This is a genomic window from Zestosphaera sp., from assembly GCA_038727705.1.
In the GTDB taxonomy this organism is placed as follows: domain Archaea; phylum Thermoproteota; class Thermoprotei_A; order Sulfolobales; family NBVN01; genus Zestomicrobium.
The window spans coordinates 369,995-384,287 of the sequence record JAVYVJ010000001.1; the positions used below are offsets into that span (position 1 = coordinate 369,995).

At 50.5% G+C, this 14,293-nt stretch carries 24 protein-coding genes and 1 tRNA gene; 23 read left to right on the forward strand and 2 right to left on the reverse strand.

Features of this window, described 5'->3' with window-relative positions; translation table 11 throughout:
• Nucleotides 1-44: 44 nt before the first annotated feature.
• Nucleotides 45-272 (reverse strand): ferredoxin, encoded by a 228-nt coding sequence (locus QW772_02025; protein ID MEM0037690.1) that lies wholly within the window; start codon nucleotides 270-272, stop codon nucleotides 45-47.
• Between the two features lie 136 nt (nucleotides 273-408).
• Here QW772_02025 and QW772_02030 point away from each other — a divergent pair.
• Together QW772_02030 and QW772_02035 are read left to right on the forward strand one after the other, a co-directional pair.
• Nucleotides 409-509: transfer RNA gene (locus tag QW772_02030), tRNA-Ile, on the forward strand.
• A gap of 100 nt (nucleotides 510-609) precedes the next feature.
• Nucleotides 610-1,539, forward strand: a complete 930-nt coding sequence (locus tag QW772_02035) for a metallophosphoesterase family protein (protein ID MEM0037691.1) — start codon at nucleotides 610-612, stop codon at nucleotides 1,537-1,539.
• Between the two features lie 39 nt (nucleotides 1,540-1,578).
• Here QW772_02035 and QW772_02040 read toward each other — a convergent pair whose 3' ends face one another.
• Entirely contained in the window at nucleotides 1,579-3,024 is a 1,446-nt protein-coding gene (locus QW772_02040) for an RtcB family protein (protein ID MEM0037692.1), read from the reverse strand.
• A 169-nt stretch (nucleotides 3,025-3,193) separates the two neighbouring features.
• Here QW772_02040 and QW772_02045 point away from each other — a divergent pair, with 169 nt between their 5' ends.
• The 21 genes from QW772_02045 (at nucleotide 3,194) to QW772_02145 (ending at nucleotide 14,278) form a co-directional block, all read left to right on the forward strand.
• Nucleotides 3,194-3,673 carry a 50S ribosomal protein L22 gene (locus QW772_02045; protein MEM0037693.1) on the forward strand — a complete coding sequence of 160 codons (480 nt, stop codon included), beginning with the start codon at nucleotides 3,194-3,196 and terminating at the stop codon, nucleotides 3,671-3,673.
• Between the two features lie 5 nt (nucleotides 3,674-3,678).
• Nucleotides 3,679-4,350 carry a 30S ribosomal protein S3 gene (locus tag QW772_02050; GenBank protein MEM0037694.1) on the forward strand — a complete coding sequence of 224 codons (672 nt, stop codon included), beginning with the start codon at nucleotides 3,679-3,681 and terminating at the stop codon, nucleotides 4,348-4,350.
• Between the two features lie 2 nt (nucleotides 4,351-4,352).
• Nucleotides 4,353-4,568 carry a 50S ribosomal protein L29 gene (gene rpmC, locus QW772_02055; GenBank protein ID MEM0037695.1) on the forward strand — a complete coding sequence of 72 codons (216 nt, stop codon included), beginning with the start codon at nucleotides 4,353-4,355 and terminating at the stop codon, nucleotides 4,566-4,568.
• Nucleotides 4,568-4,846: a ribonuclease P protein subunit gene (locus tag QW772_02060; GenBank protein ID MEM0037696.1), complete on the forward strand. Its 279-nt coding sequence runs from the start codon at nucleotides 4,568-4,570 to the stop codon at nucleotides 4,844-4,846. Before rpmC ends, QW772_02060 begins: the two co-directional genes overlap by 1 nt.
• A 1-nt stretch (nucleotide 4,847) precedes the next feature.
• Nucleotides 4,848-5,204, forward strand: a complete 357-nt coding sequence (locus QW772_02065; protein ID MEM0037697.1) for a 30S ribosomal protein S17 — start codon at nucleotides 4,848-4,850, stop codon at nucleotides 5,202-5,204.
• On the forward strand, nucleotides 5,204-5,623 hold the full coding sequence (locus tag QW772_02070) for a 50S ribosomal protein L14 (GenBank protein MEM0037698.1): 420 nt from the start codon (nucleotides 5,204-5,206) through the stop codon (nucleotides 5,621-5,623). The genes QW772_02065 and QW772_02070 overlap by 1 nt, the downstream gene beginning before the upstream one ends.
• An 11-nt stretch (nucleotides 5,624-5,634) precedes the next feature.
• Nucleotides 5,635-6,093, forward strand: coding sequence for a 50S ribosomal protein L24 (rplX, locus tag QW772_02075; GenBank protein MEM0037699.1), 459 nt, complete (start codon nucleotides 5,635-5,637; stop codon nucleotides 6,091-6,093).
• The gene (locus QW772_02080; protein MEM0037700.1) at nucleotides 6,086-6,844 is read left to right on the forward strand and encodes a 30S ribosomal protein S4e; all 759 of its coding nucleotides are present in this window, start codon (nucleotides 6,086-6,088) and stop codon (nucleotides 6,842-6,844) included. Before rplX ends, QW772_02080 begins: the two co-directional genes overlap by 8 nt.
• Entirely contained in the window at nucleotides 6,841-7,419 is a 579-nt protein-coding gene (locus tag QW772_02085; GenBank protein MEM0037701.1) for a 50S ribosomal protein L5, read from the forward strand. The genes QW772_02080 and QW772_02085 overlap by 4 nt, the downstream gene beginning before the upstream one ends.
• A gap of 2 nt (nucleotides 7,420-7,421) precedes the next feature.
• Nucleotides 7,422-7,586, forward strand: coding sequence for a 30S ribosomal protein S14 (locus tag QW772_02090; GenBank protein MEM0037702.1), 165 nt, complete (start codon nucleotides 7,422-7,424; stop codon nucleotides 7,584-7,586).
• Nucleotides 7,587-7,597: 11 nt separating this feature from the next.
• Nucleotides 7,598-7,999, forward strand: a complete 402-nt coding sequence (locus QW772_02095) for a 30S ribosomal protein S8 (protein ID MEM0037703.1) — start codon at nucleotides 7,598-7,600, stop codon at nucleotides 7,997-7,999.
• 12 nt (nucleotides 8,000-8,011) lie between these two features.
• The gene (locus tag QW772_02100) at nucleotides 8,012-8,572 is read left to right on the forward strand and encodes a 50S ribosomal protein L6 (GenBank protein MEM0037704.1); all 561 of its coding nucleotides are present in this window, start codon (nucleotides 8,012-8,014) and stop codon (nucleotides 8,570-8,572) included.
• A gap of 5 nt (nucleotides 8,573-8,577) precedes the next feature.
• Complete coding sequence (locus tag QW772_02105; protein MEM0037705.1) at nucleotides 8,578-8,946, forward strand: 50S ribosomal protein L32e; 369 nt, start codon at nucleotides 8,578-8,580, stop codon at nucleotides 8,944-8,946.
• A gap of 8 nt (nucleotides 8,947-8,954) precedes the next feature.
• Nucleotides 8,955-9,407 (forward strand): 50S ribosomal protein L19e, encoded by a 453-nt coding sequence (locus tag QW772_02110; GenBank protein MEM0037706.1) that lies wholly within the window; start codon nucleotides 8,955-8,957, stop codon nucleotides 9,405-9,407.
• A 1-nt stretch (nucleotide 9,408) separates the two neighbouring features.
• A complete protein-coding gene (locus QW772_02115; protein ID MEM0037707.1) occupies nucleotides 9,409-10,011 on the forward strand; it encodes a 50S ribosomal protein L18 in 603 nt (200 codons plus the stop codon).
• A gap of 2 nt (nucleotides 10,012-10,013) precedes the next feature.
• Nucleotides 10,014-10,646: a 30S ribosomal protein S5 gene (locus tag QW772_02120; GenBank protein ID MEM0037708.1), complete on the forward strand. Its 633-nt coding sequence runs from the start codon at nucleotides 10,014-10,016 to the stop codon at nucleotides 10,644-10,646.
• Nucleotides 10,646-11,119, forward strand: a complete 474-nt coding sequence (locus QW772_02125; GenBank protein MEM0037709.1) for a 50S ribosomal protein L30 — start codon at nucleotides 10,646-10,648, stop codon at nucleotides 11,117-11,119. Before QW772_02120 ends, QW772_02125 begins: the two co-directional genes overlap by 1 nt.
• 11 nt (nucleotides 11,120-11,130) lie before the next feature.
• The gene (locus QW772_02130; protein MEM0037710.1) at nucleotides 11,131-11,592 is read left to right on the forward strand and encodes an uL15 family ribosomal protein; all 462 of its coding nucleotides are present in this window, start codon (nucleotides 11,131-11,133) and stop codon (nucleotides 11,590-11,592) included.
• Nucleotides 11,593-11,794: 202 nt separating this feature from the next.
• Nucleotides 11,795-13,192, forward strand: a complete 1,398-nt coding sequence (gene secY, locus QW772_02135) for a preprotein translocase subunit SecY (GenBank protein ID MEM0037711.1) — start codon at nucleotides 11,795-11,797, stop codon at nucleotides 13,190-13,192.
• Between the two features lie 5 nt (nucleotides 13,193-13,197).
• The gene (locus tag QW772_02140; GenBank protein MEM0037712.1) at nucleotides 13,198-13,818 is read left to right on the forward strand and encodes an adenylate kinase; all 621 of its coding nucleotides are present in this window, start codon (nucleotides 13,198-13,200) and stop codon (nucleotides 13,816-13,818) included.
• A 1-nt stretch (nucleotide 13,819) separates the two neighbouring features.
• Nucleotides 13,820-14,278: a hypothetical protein gene (locus QW772_02145; GenBank protein ID MEM0037713.1), complete on the forward strand. Its 459-nt coding sequence runs from the start codon at nucleotides 13,820-13,822 to the stop codon at nucleotides 14,276-14,278.
• The last annotated feature ends 15 nt before the right edge of the window (nucleotides 14,279-14,293 follow it).

Below are 14,293 nucleotides of genomic sequence, written 5' to 3' on the forward strand. Positions count from 1 at the left end.
GAAGTGGCCTTAACTAAGTTATCTGAAATTAGCACGTGCTATTTTCACGCCTTCTCCACTAGTATCGCTCCGACCGGGCAGGCAGTTCTTCCCTGCTCAACACAATCAGCCAGGTCGTCTGGGACAGTGCCTTCAGTCACGTCGCTTCCTCTGTACTCCTTAACTATCTGTGATTTCCCATCGGCGCCTGCCTCAAACACCTGAGGACAGAGCGCATAGCAGACGCCATCGGCTATACACAGATTCCAATCTACCTTTACCTTCAGGGGCATTTGACTCACCACAAGATATTTTCACGGTATCTAGTAATAAATGTTTCGCTCTAGAGCTGAACCTGCGGGACGTGCTTGAAGCCCGTGCGTGAAATACGACTGAAAATTTAAAAAGCGTTAAAGTAAGATAACGTAGGGGCCCGTAGCTCAGCCAGGCAGAGCGCCCGGCATAGGCTGTTAAAGCCTACGGGACTCATAACCGGGCGGTCCGGGGTTCGAATCCCCGCGGGCCCACCAAAACTGGAGATCACAGCTATTCAAGTCATCGTTTAAAGATCGTTAAATTATAATAATATATATTAATTAATGGTATCTATGAGGAGGCGGAATACGGGTCATGAGTAGTGCCTGGGATTATGCTAAGGGTCTAGTTAGCGATGTATTGAGTGATTACTCACGTGTCGAGAAGTTCGTGAGTAGTGTAACTGAGGAGATTCTTCGGAAGGAGCTGAGGATGTTGGGAGGGCCTATTGTAACTAAGGAAAGCGGTAAGACCTTCTTCATAGTTGGTGACACGCATGGGGATCTGGAAACCCTCGGTAAAATCCTCTCAAAGCTTAACGTCAACCTGCTTAAGGAAGGCAGTGTTGAGGTAGTCTTCCTCGGGGATTACGTGGATAGGGGTTCGGAGCAGCTCGAGTGTCTGCTGTTCGCGTTAGTGCTTAAGAAAGAGTTTCCTGAGAGGGTGACGCTTCTGAGAGGCAATCATGAACCACCTCCTCATCTACTGCCTATACCCCACGACTTCCCTCAGGTTCTCAAGAGACTTTACGGATATACGAAAGGGGTTGAAATCTATCAGAAGTTCCTAGAGCTGTTTGAATGTATGCCCCTCGTTCTACATGCTAGAAACACGTTCATAGCGCTTCACGGCGGCCTGCCAACGCAGAATTACAATTCTGAGGTGTCCCTCAATGAGTACTTCCTAGGCTCTGGTAAGCACGAGCAGGGGAAGCTGGTGGAGGAGATACTGTGGAATGATCCCGTGGACTTGAATATCGAGAGGAGTCCATCACCGAGGGGGGCGGGCTACCTATTTGGGATGCCCGTGACGCAGTGGTTCATGAAGCGCTTTAAGATCCGGCTAATTGTGAGGGGACATGAACCCTCCTACGAGGGGTTCAAGCTAAACCATAGGGGAAGAGTGGTCACTCTCTTCAGTCGGGTTGGGGGGCCTTACTACAATAGGTACGCGTCCTTCATGTCTCTAGATACCTCCACCACCGCATGCCTGGAGAATCCGACGCAATGCATACACAGGATCTAAGGAGGAACCGAGTAATGTGGTGTTTGCTTTCAGTAGTTGTTAGCCCTTGACAACCCCTATAGGGCGCATCCTAGCCACCAGTATCGCTATTCCAACTCTATGAGAGACTAGGGCCACTCTGTCGACATCTTTATATGCTTCAGGCATCTCCTCTACCACAGTCTCCTTAGATGTGGCTCTGACGTATATCCCGGAATTAAGGAGCTTGCTGAGGACTGTATCTGCTCTGCCCCTCCTCATCGCTTCATTTCTAGAGAGCCATCTGCCAGCTCCGTGAGCCGCTGAGTAGAAGGTCCTCTTACCGTCAGGAATTCCTACCATCAAGTAGCTCGCAGTTCCCATAGATCCAGGTATCAGGACCGGCTGACCTATGCCTCTGTAAATTCTGGGTATCTCCGGGTGCCCGGGTGGGAACGCCCTCGTAGCACCCTTCCTATGTACCACCAGCTTAACGCTCCTGCCGTCCACTTCATGCTCCTCTAGCTTAGCTATATTGTGCGCCACATCGTAGATGGCCCTTAAGTCCAGGCTCTCGGGCTTTGTCTTAAAGACGCTGGCAACCGATTCCCTGACCCAGTGGGTTATTATCTGCCTGTTAGTGAACGCATAGTTAGCGGCAGCAGCCATTGCTTTGAAGTAGTCTTGACCCTCTCTGGAGTTGAAGGGCACTGAGGCCAACTCTCTGTCGGGAGGGTTGAAGCCGTATTTACGCATCGCCCTCTCCATAACCCCTAGGTAATCGCTCGCTACCTGGTGTCCTAACCCCCTAGATCCTGTGTGGACCATTACCGTCACCTGTCCTTCATGATCTATTCCCATAGCCTTAGCCAGTCTCTCATCGTATATCTTGTCAACCACCTGGATTTCAAGGAAGTGATTGCCTGCCCCCAGAGTGCCTAGTTGATCGGCCCCCCTCGACTTAGCGGTGTTGCTGACCTTGCTAGCGTCAGCGTGCTCTATTCTGCCGTAACTCTCTATGAACTCTCTATCCTCATCCCATCCGAATCCCTTGCTAATAGCCCAATCAACCCCCTCGTTCAGCACCCTGTCCAGCTCTGAGAAGCTGAGCTTCAGCTTGCCAGTACTGCCAACGCCGGAGGGCACATTCCTGAAAATAGTGTCAACAAGTTCCTTGACTTTATCCTTCACGTCCTTTAAACTAAGGTTAGTTCTCAGCAACCTAACGCCGCAGTTGATGTCGTAGCCCACACCCCCGGGCGATACGTACCCGTCCTCAGCTCTTACTCCCGCCACCCCCCCTATCGGGAACCCGTACCCCTGATGCCCGTCAGGCATCACGTACGAGGCCCTCTCAATCCCCGGCAGGCAACCGACATTCGCTGCCTGCTCCAGCGTCAGATCCTCACTCATCTTCGAAATGAGGAAGTCGTCAGCGAATATTACCGCAGGGACCTTCATGCAGTCCTTATAGCTAGTTGGTATTTCCCACTCGAACTCGCTGACCTTCTTAAGAGGCGTCTTCACGTATCATCCCCCGACTTAGTTAAGTATTTACTCAGAATATAAGCAGTTGTGCTCAGCACCGGCTTTCCCTTCCTCCAGCCCTATCGCCTGGTACGTGGTGGTTGAAATAACTTTTTAAGGTTATTTATAGTTTAAAAGGTAGTCGTTAAGGATTTAGGGGGAGTAGATGGTGCCGGTCTGGAGGTACTCCGTTAGAGTGAAGGATGAGGGCAGAGTCGCTAAGGCTGTAGTTAGGGATGTACCTATTTCTTTAAAGGAGAGCTATGAGATCTTCAAGGTCATCAGGGGAATGAAGCTGAGGGATGCTGAGAACCTCCTGGAGAGGGTGCTTAGGATGGAGACCCCCCTGCCCTACGTAAGGTATAAGTTAAGCATCGCTCACAAGAAGGGGCTTTCCTCCACCTTTCCAAGGTGGAAGTCGCCTGTCGGCAGGTACCCGGTTAAAGCCGTTAGTGAAGTTCTCAAATTACTTAAGAACGTAGAGAACAACGCTGAGAATAAGAACTTAGATACGGAGCGTCTCTACATAAGCCACATAGCCGTCCATAAGGGGCGTTACGTTAAGAGGTGGATGCCGAGAGCCTTCGCAAGAGCTACGCCCAAGATTAGGACTACCGTCAACCTTGAGGTCATAGTCACGGAGAGGTGAGTGTGTTGGTCAATATTAAGGAGCATTTCCTAGGCCTTAACCTCGTCAGGCTTAAGATAGACGAGTTCCTTGCTAAGAATTTCGTTAGGGCTGGATACTCGAGGGTTGAGATGATAAAGACCCCGCTTGGCACTAGAGTGGTTCTCTACGCTGACAGACCGTCGATGATCATAGGCAGGAAAGGCCAGACGATAAAGCAGCTCACAGAGGTTCTGGAGAAGTACTTCAAGATAGAGAATCCGCAACTCGTCGTCACTCAGGTTGAGAATCCAGACCTTGACGCGAGAATAGTTGCGAGCAGAATAGCGTTAGCCATTGAGAAGGGCTACCACTTCCGCAGGGCCGCGTTCGTGGCTCTCAGGAGGGTCTTAGCTGCCGGGGCTCAGGGTGTTGAGATAGTGATTAGCGGTAAGATAGTGAGTGAGAGGGCTCGCTACGAGAAGCTGAGGGCTGGAAAGGTCTACAAGACCGGCCAGCACCTAGACAGGTTGCTGGACAGGGCGATCGTACACCTCCTCCTTAAGCCAGGCATTTACGGAATTGAGGTACTGCTGGTCAAGCCGAGCGAGCCTGACGACGTCGTGAAAGTGACCACTGAAGCACATGCCGTCAGTCAGGAACCTCAGCAAGTTCTAGCGGATCGCGAAGGTGGGCCGGCTGAAGGTGGTGCGGCATGAGTCTGTCCGCTAAAGATCTGAGAGGTAGGAGTAGGGAGGAGCGTGTTAAACTGCTTGACGAACTGAGAACCGAGTTAGTCAAGCTGAGAACTCAGGCTAGATTGGGAACTCTTAAGGACACGGCCAGGATAAGGATAGTCAGAAAAAACATTGCTAGAATACTCACCGTTAATCGGGAGGAGGAGCTTAAAGAACGAGAGGTCGGGAAGGGGGAATAATGAGGAGGACTCCTAGAAATCTAAGATATCATGAGTTAGTGGGTCTTATCGTCACAGTCGTCACTCATACCGACGAATCCCTGATTAATGTGTCTGGACGCGTGGTCGGCGAGACTAAAAACATGCTGAAGTTGCTGAAGGACGGGAAGCTTATGCACGTACCTAAGAACGGTGGTGTTTTTACTTTTAAGCTTGAAGACGGAACTAATGTCTTAGTGGATGGTGATGCTCTAGTGGGGAGACCTGAGGATAGGATGAGGAGGTTGGTGGGTGGTTGAGGTGAGCAGCTCACAGGTACGCGATATAGGGGTTAGGTTTGAAGGTCTTCAACCCCCTACTGAGGTGTGTGGAGATCCTGAATGCCCGTGGCACGGGAGTATTAAGGTCAGGGGCGGCCTGCTTGTGGGCAGTGTGGTCAAGCTGAGGGCTAAGAAAGTGGCTGTCGTTGAGCGGGAGTACTTGGTTTACGTAAGCAAGTACAGGAGGTATGAGAGACGTAGGTCTAAGATCCATGCTAGAATCCCTCCATGCATTCCCTTGAAGCTCGGGGATCAAGTCTTGATAGGGGAGACTAGACCTCTCGCCAAGTCAGTTGCTTGGGTTATTCTTGGAATCATTAAGAAGGGTGGTCAGTGATGTCTGAGAAGAAGGGCGGTGCAGCCATTGAGCGCTTAGGCAGGGCGGCTGGGATAACTCTTGGAACTAGCCTCAAAGTGGCGGATAACAGTGGTGCTAAGTTAGTCATGGTTGTGGGGATCCCTGGAGTGAAGACTAGGCTGCGAAGACGTCCTTCAGCGACCGTAGGCGATTTGGTCACGGTTGCTGTTAAGAAGGGCAGTACGGAGCTTGTGGGGCAGGTCCTGCAGGCAGTCATCATAAGGCAAAGGAGGCCATTTAGAAGGCATGACGGCAGATGGTTGTGTTTCGAGGATAACGCGTGCGTCGTCATAGCGCCCGACGGAACTCCTAAAGGAACTGAAGTTAGGGGGCCAATGGCTAGAGAGGCGGCTGAGAGGTGGCCCAAGATAGCCACACTAGCTTCAATAATCATATGAGGTGCTGAGCGATGAGTCCATCAATCAAACCCAGTAAGCAGAGATTGCAGATCTATAGAGCACCGCCGCACCTCAGACGTAAGTTCATGTGCGCTAAACTTTCTGAGGAGCTGAGGGAGAAGTTAGGGGTTAAGAGGCTCTACGTGAGAACAGGCGACGTCGTAAGGGTTTTGAGAGGCGATTGGAGAGGACATGAAGGTAAAGTGGTTAAGGTGGATTATGAAGAGATCGCCCTACACATCGAGGGAGTGACCATAAAGAAGGCTGATGGAACCCCCGTCTACTATCCGGTACATCCCTCTAAGGTAATGATAATCAAGTTAGATCTTAGTGACAAGAAGCGTTCGAAGATGGTTGAAAGGAAGGGAGGTAAGCCTGAAGAGGTTAAGAAGGAGGAGGTTAAGGCCGAGAGCGGCGGTAGCGCTAATAAGCAACCTAACCAAAGTGAAGGAGGGGAGGTAAATGGGTAGGAAAGGAAGCAGCAGGCACATCAAGAGTCTGGAAGCTCCTGCCTTCTGGCCGGTGCTTAGGAAGGAGCATAAATGGACTGTGAAACCCTCGCCAGGTCCTCACCCCGTCAGCAGGTCACTGCCACTGCTCGTAGTTGTTAGAGATCTCATGGGCTTGGCTGAGACCAGCGGTGAGGCCAGGAAGATTATAGTTGAGGGTAATATCAAGGTTGATGGCAGGGTGCGTAAGGACTATAAATTCCCGGTCGGCGTTATGGACGTAATCGAGGTCGTGAGGACTGGGGAGTTGTTTAGAGTTCTTCCAGTGCCTACTAAGGTGCTGGGGTTAGTGGCCATCAGTGAGGAGGAGGCTTCCTTCAAGCTCTGCAGAATAGAGAATAAGAGCGTGGTTAAAGGAGGTCACGTTCAACTCAACCTTCATGATGGAAGGAACGTGCTGGTAAGAGTCTCAGACCCTAGGAAGCCGGTTGAAGACGCTTTCGAAACCTTAGGCACGCTCAAACTCTCCCTTAGAGACGGTAGGATCGAGGACTACTACCCCATCGGGGTTGAGGCGCCTGCCATAATAACGGGGGGCAGGAACGTGGGCAGGGTTGCTAAGATTCTTAAGGTGCATGAAGGGATGAGGCATTACCGCAAGCAGGTTCAGTTACGCGACTTCAGGGGGTATGAATTCTTCACCACCTTGGATAAGGTGTTCGTGATAGGTCGTGGGGGACCGGTGATTAAGGTTCCTGAGGGAGCTATATGAGTATAGCTCGTAAGGACTTAAGGAGCGTCGATGAGGACCTCATTAACAAGGTCCTGCGTGTTTGGGAATCCAACCCCATGATCAAGCCTAGGCTGGCTAAAGTGACCGTCAACATAGGGGTCGGAGAGTCTGGGGAGAGGCTTAAGAAAGCCGAGAGGATTCTTGAGATGTTGACTGGGCAGAAACCCTCGGAGAGGAAGGCTAAGAGGACTATCAAGGAATTTGGTGTTAGGAAGGGAGAGCCCATCGCGGTAGCCGTGACTTTAAGGCGTGAGAGGGCTCTAGAATTTCTGAGCAAGGTCCTCGACGCTGTCGGCAGACGTGTTAAAGCGTCAAGCATTGACGATTTCGGCAATGTCTCCATAGGCCTTAAGGAGCACATAATGCTTCCAGGTGTGAAGTATGATCCCGAGTTGGGCATCTTCGGCATGGATGTTTGCATCACGCTCGAGAAGCCAGGGCTTAGGGTGATGCGGAGGAGGGTAAAGAGGTCAAGGATCCCGTACAGGCAGAGGGTCTCAAAGCAGGAGGCAGTAGTTTTCTTAATGAAGGAGCTGAACGTCAGGGTGATGTAGCGATGGGTAAGTTCAAGCTACCTAAAGCCAGGAGGTACGGTAGGGGTGTGCAGGTATGTCAGCGTTGCGGGTCTCAAGATGCTGTTATACAGAAGTACGGAATATATCTTTGCAGACAGTGCTTTAGGGAGGTAGCTCAGGAACTGGGCTTCAGGAAGTATATGTGAGGGTGAGATGAATGGTCATAATGGACACGTTGGCTAACGCCTTAACAACCCTGAAGAACAGTGAGTTCAGAGGGAGGAGGGAGGCGGTTATAATGCCTGCTTCTAAGTTGATCGCGATGGTTCTGAGAGTGTTGCAGAAGTATGGATATGTTGGCGAGTTTGAGTACATAGATGACGGTAGATCCGGCAAGATAAAAGTCCAGCTCCTCGGCAGAATAAACAATGTAGGGGTCATAAAACCCAGGGTGCCGATAAAATATGCGGAGCTACGTAGCATGCCTGACTGGCTGAAGGAGATTCTGCCATCGCGGGACATCGGCCTGCTCATACTGTCAACCCCGCAGGGCGTCATATCGCATAAGGAGGCCCTTGAGAGGAAGGTTGGGGGTGTTCTCCTAGCATACATCTACTAGGGGGTGTGGTCGATGGTTAGGATTGCGGCCGTTAGGGATAGCGTCAAGATTCCTGAGAATGTCACGGTGCAGGTTGAGGGTAGCAGGGTTAGCGTTAAAGGACCTAAGGGTTTGGTAGTCAGGGACTTCAGCTACGCTGAGAAGGTCAAGATATTCGTTGAGGGCGGTGAAGTGATTGTGACTGCCTCCTTTGCTAGGAGGCGGGATGTGGCTCAAGTCTACGCCGTCTCTGCTCACATAAGGAACATGGTGATCGGCGTCACTAAAGGGTACAGGTACTGGCTGAGGGTGGTTTACTCGCACTTCCCCATAAATGTTAAGGTCGACGGCGATAAAGTCCTCATAGAGAACTTCATAGGTGAGAGGAGTCCTAGAGTGGCCAGGATAATGGGTAACGCTAAGGTGAAGGTTCAGAAGAACGACATAATTGTGGAGGGTATTGATCTGGAGGAGGTCAGTCAAACCGCCGCAAACATAGAGCAGGCCACCAGGATAAGAGGCCTCGACAGACGTGTATTTGCCGACGGTATCTACATATATAGAAGGGAGCTCATGGAGGGTGGTGAGGCTTGAGCGGCATGAATAGGAAGGTAAAGCTGATAAGGAGTAAGAGGAGGGTCAGATTCCTGAGGCATCAGTGGTGGAAGTTCTGGAAGTTCATCAATAATCCGAAGTGGAGGAGGCCTCGAGGTGTAGATAACCCCTTACGCTTAAGGCTTAAGGGCCTGCCTCCTAGAGTCTCGTCAGGTTTTGGGACTCCTAAGGAGATAAGAGGTCTCCACCCGTCAGGACTGAAGCCTGTGGTAGTTTATAGCGTCAAAGAACTAGAGGGACTTAACCCTGCTGAAGTCATAGTGTATGTCGGCAGGACTGTGGGGAGGCGTAAGAGGGCTGAAATACTTACTAAGGCTAAGGAGTTAGGAGTCTTAGTAGCTAATGGGAGGTGATTCAGGGTATGGGTGACTTAACACTTCAGAAGAGGTTGGCGGCTGAAATATTGGGGGTAGGTGTGTCAAGAGTTAAGATAGACCCCTCCAAGGCTGAGGATGTGGAGTCAGCATTGACTAAGGATGATGTGAGGAGACTCATAGATTCTGGAGTCATATGGGTGGAGCAGGCTAAGGGTAATTCCAGAGGGAGATGGAGAGAACTGCACGAGAAGAGAAAGAAGGGACATAGGAGGGGTTATGGAAGGAGGAAAGGCAGCAAGGGAGCTAGAAGGAGTGAGGACGAAATCTATGTCAACACGTCGAGGAAGCTAAGAACCTACTTAAGGTTCTTGAGGGATCAGGAAGTGATAGATAGAAAGACATATAGAAGGCTATACCTACGTGTTAAGGGCGGGATGTTCAGGAATCTCTCGGACCTTAAAAGACACCTCACTGAATTGGGTATAAAGGTGAGATGAGATGGCGCGTGGACCTACCTACAGGGTTCCCAGAAGAAGGAGGAGGGAGGGAAAGACGGACTACTACAGACGCTATAGGATCATAAAGTCAGGGCAACGGGTCAGGGCCATAGTCAGGAAGACAAACACTCAGATCATAGTTCAGGTCGTCGAATTTTCTCCAAACGGCGACCACACCATAGTGGGCGTTAGCAGTAAGTCCCTACGTAAGCATGGCTGGCTGGGCGATCTCAACAATACGTCGGCTGCCTACCTAACCGGCCTGCTTGTCGGCCTCCTCGCTGTCAGGAGGGGTGTGAGTTACGCTGTTCCTGATATAGGCCTGCATAAAGCTACTAAAGGCGCCCGCGTTTTCGCGGCGATAATGGGCTTGCGGGACGCCGGTGTTGAAGTGCCGGTGGCCGATGAGGTCCTGCCGTCGACTGAGAGGGTTGAAGGGGTTCACGTGGCCAAGTATGCGGAGCAGCTCTTTAACCAGGGTGAGGAGCTCTTTAGGGCTAGATTCGCTAAATACCTTAGCAGGGGCTTAGATCCGCGTAGCCTGCCTGATCACTTCAAAGAAGTAAGTGACAGGATAAAGGGGGAGTTTTCTTCAGGTGAGTGAGTATGAGTGAATCTGTGGGTGAGTGGGTTCCGAAGACCAGACTCGGCAGGATGGTCAAGGAGGGTAGGATAACAAGTCTTAAGGAAGTCTTCGATCAGAACATCGTGATCAGAGAGCCTGAGATCGTTGACTACTTACTGCCTAACTTAAAGCATGAAGTGCTGGACGTCGCTATCGTTCAGAAACAGACGGACGCCGGTGAGTCCAGCAGGTTTAGGGTGGTTGTAGTCATAGGGAATTTCGACGGATACGTTGGGCTGGGCATAGGTAAGGCAAGGCAGATAAGGCAGGCTATAGAGAAGGCTGTGAGGAATGCGAAACTCAATATAACCCCTGTAAGGAGGGGTTGTGGTAGCTGGTCGTGTTCCTGCACGGAGCCTCATAGTATACCTTTCAAGACGGATGGGAAAGGCGGTTCTGTACGAATATCCCTGGCTCCCGCTCCTAAGGGCACGGGCCTAGTGGGCGGTGACGTAGCTAAAGTCGTCCTGAGGTATGCCGGCATTCGGGACGCGTGGACCTGGTCTAAAGGAGAAACGAGAACCACTATAAACTTTGCCTACGCTGTATTTGACGCGTTGAAGAAGACTTATAGCTTCGTAACTCCATATGACTGGGTTAGGGGTGGTTCATAGTGAGTTCACTCTACGCCATAGTTAGGGTTAGGGGTCTCGCGGACGTCCCACCGGATGTCGAGAACACGTTAAGGAAACTCAGGTTGACCAGGAAGTACACGACCGTCATCTACCCAAAGAACTCTTCCGTGGACGGGATGCTTAGAGTGATTAAAGAGTGGGTTACTTGGGGGGAGATAGACGAGAATACGCTTAAGGAGTTACTGCTGAAGCGTGGCAAGTTAGTAGGTAATAAACCCATTACCGAGGGGTTCATCAGGGAGAGGTTCGGCATGAGTGTTGACGAGTTTGTTAAGGCATTGATTGAGGGTAAACTACAGCTACATAAGCTTGACGACGTTATAAAGCCCGTCTTCAGACTTCATCCCCCTAAGGGAGGTTTCAAGAGAAGCACTAAAAAGCCCCTGGGGAGTGATGGGGAGTTAGGCTACCGGGGTAGCGAGATAAATAAGCTCATACATAAGATGGTTTAAGGTGATCCTCGATGGTAGTTAGGAAGGAGAGGAAATCTAGGAAGCTAAGGGGGAGCAGGACCCATGGCTATGGTAGCGTAGGTCAGCACAGGAAGGCTGGTAGCAGAGGCGGTAGGGGCGCTGCCGGCATGCATAAACATAAATGGACGTGGATCGTCAAGTACTATCCTGACTGGTTCGGTAAGCACGGGTTTAAGAACCCCAACCCAACTATAGTTAAGGATGAGCTCAGGGTTATCAATCTAAGAGAGCTCTCAGAGATGGTGGAGGTATTGTTAAGGAACGGAGAGCTTAAAGCCGAAAAGGGTTTGGTTGAAGTCGATCTCCAGAAGTTAGGTTTCAACAAATTGCTTGGGGAAGGCGAGCCCACAAGGCCGTTAAGGATATTGACCCCCAGTGCAACAAAGAGAGCTGTGGAAAAGGTAAAAACAACCGGCGGTGAAGTAGTTTTATTAACGAGCAAAAGTTCCTAGGGTCGCCCTGAATCCCCTGTTATTGCCAGGGCACGTTAAGAACTGCTTCAAAATTCGTAGAAGCTCACATCGGTTGGTTGTTTAGTGATTTAACCGTGACCTACCTGAGCGCGGGATTTGGGATCTACGGTCTACTCCTAACGTTGTATAGGATCCCTCGAGTAAGCTTTATAATGACCTAGAATTAACACATTAGGGATAGATGGTGGGTGTGCTCTCCTGGTTAGCCAAGGTAGGTGAATACGTGCCTTCGACTCCTAAGCCCTCCAGGAAGCCAGACTTAAGTAAGAGGCTCTTCTACACCCTCCTGGTCGTCGTCACTTTCTACGTTATGTCATCGACTTACGCTTTTCCTTTATCGGCTTATCCACATATTCAGGGCGTTGAGCTACCGACGCTCATTAACGTCATCTTCGCGTCTCAGAGTGGTTCCCTGACGCAATTAGGCATAGGCCCGCTCGTAACTGCAGGCCTGATAATTCAGATACTGGCTGGGGCGAAGCTCATAGAGCTTGACCTAACGGATCCGGAGGACAGGAAGTTATTTACACAAAGCCAGAAAGGACTGGCATTGATAATAGCGGTTGTCGAGGGCTTGGGTTTCGCACTCTACTATAGGTTAAACGCATTCATAACGGTTGCGCTCTTCCTTCAATTCATAGCGGGTGCTTTAATCTTGATGGTTATGGATGAAGCCATGCAGAAAGGGTACGGCATAGGTTCTGGCGTTAGCTTATTCATCCTTTCAGGTATAGCAAGAACGATCTTGTGGTCCATATTCGCGCCTGTTAGTATCTCCGGGACAAATCAATACTATGGCATAATCCCCTACATGGTGAACGTCCTCAGAGGGGGGGCATTCGACACCACTAGGGTTGTGTTCGGCATTGTAAGCACCGCCTCAGGAACCATTACAGCGCCGTCGCTGGTTGGGCTCATAGCTCTCTTCATGCTTATAGTAGTTATCGTGTATCTGCAGGACATGAAGGTCAACATACCGATAACATCCCATAGAATGCCCGGCGTTAAGTCCGGGATGCCTCTTCAGTTCCTCTACGTCAGCAACATACCAATACTCCTAGTCGGGATACTGATATCCGACCTAATACTTTTCTACAGACTTGCGTCAACCTACCTCTCCAACGTTCCTTGGTTGATAAACGTGTTCAGCACCGCAGTCTATTACCTAAACTCTCCGTCATCAATGCTTGAACTGCTGGTCAATCCTGTCAGGGTGGGCATATATGCGGTGGTACTTATAGTTCTGGCCGTGCTCTTCGGCCTTATGTGGGTCGAGGTCGCAGGACTTAATCCTTCAGCGCAGGCCGAGAACCTGGTTAAGTCCGGCCTGCTGATACCGGGGCATAGGAGCAACCCCAAGGCATTTGAGATGGTCCTGTCTAAGTACATATATCCCCTGGCCATACTTAGTTCGATAATAGTTGCCTCAATAACTCTGGTGGCAGATGTTTTCGGGGTTTATGGCTCAGGTATGGGCATTTTGCTCGCAGTCGGCATAATACAGCAGTTCTACGCTCAGATAACCTACGAAAGAGCGCTTGAAGCATATCCCCTACTAAAGAAATTGCTGGGCGAGTGATTGGCTTGAACACCGGTCCGAGGGTAGTCGTTGTGGTCGGGGTTGCGGGGGTCGGTAAATCGACTGTCCTGCATCACGCTAGGAAATTCCTCGAGGGCGATGGATACCTAGTCGAGACTCTGAACTACGGAGATTTCATGCTAAAGTTTGCGATAGAGAGAGGTATGGTGTCAAGTAGAGATGAATTGCGGAGGTTACCTCTCATCGAGCAGAAGAGGATACAGAACCTCGTTGCTAAGGAGATAAGGAAATATATTGACGCACTCGCAGGCAAACACCCCGAAGGAAGGATAGCAGTTTTCATAGATACACACGCCGCCATAAAAACCGCCACAGGCTTCTGGCCAGGCCTCCCTGAATACGTGGTTAAGGAGCTAATGCCTGATTCCATCATAGTGGTTGAGGCCGATCCTGAAATCATAGTTCAGAGACAGGTCAGGGACTCATCCAGGGTCAGGAGTGACTACAGCAACGTCAGCGTGGTTAAAGAGATCATGAACTTCATAAGGATGTTCTCCATATCTAGCGCAACTCTAGTCGGCGCGTCAGTAAACGTGATCCTCAACGAGGAGGGTAAGGCTGAGGATGCGGGTAGGTCCCTAGCTGAGATAGTCAAGGGGATATAGCGTGCTCACCCTGCTTTACGTAATGACGATCTTGACGCTCATGCTTCCCTGGTCCTACACGGCCAGCTGGATAGGGCTCAGTAAGTTGAGGGTGATGGAAGTCGTTAAGGAATTGAGGCTCATCGAGAAAGAATATAAGACCCTGAACCCTCAGGAGAAGAAGGCAAAAATACTTGAGGAGAGGGCCGGTAGGCTGAAGAGGAGACTCAACAACTTCTTTCTAGTTAACCTACTGTGTTTGTGGGGCGGCGTGTTCGTGTCTATGATGGTCTCCGAGTACATGTATTTCTACTTTATGCTTACCTATGGTGGGGGCAGACCCATACCGTCCCCACTGAGTCTGCCTCTGGTCTCAGGTCCTGAAGGTTATTTTAATGAGCTCTTTATTTTCCTAGCTACATTGCTAGGTTACCAGGCACTTCACAACAGGATAGTTGGGATTGATGCTCTGAAGGCCTGATGCGACCGGTCGGCT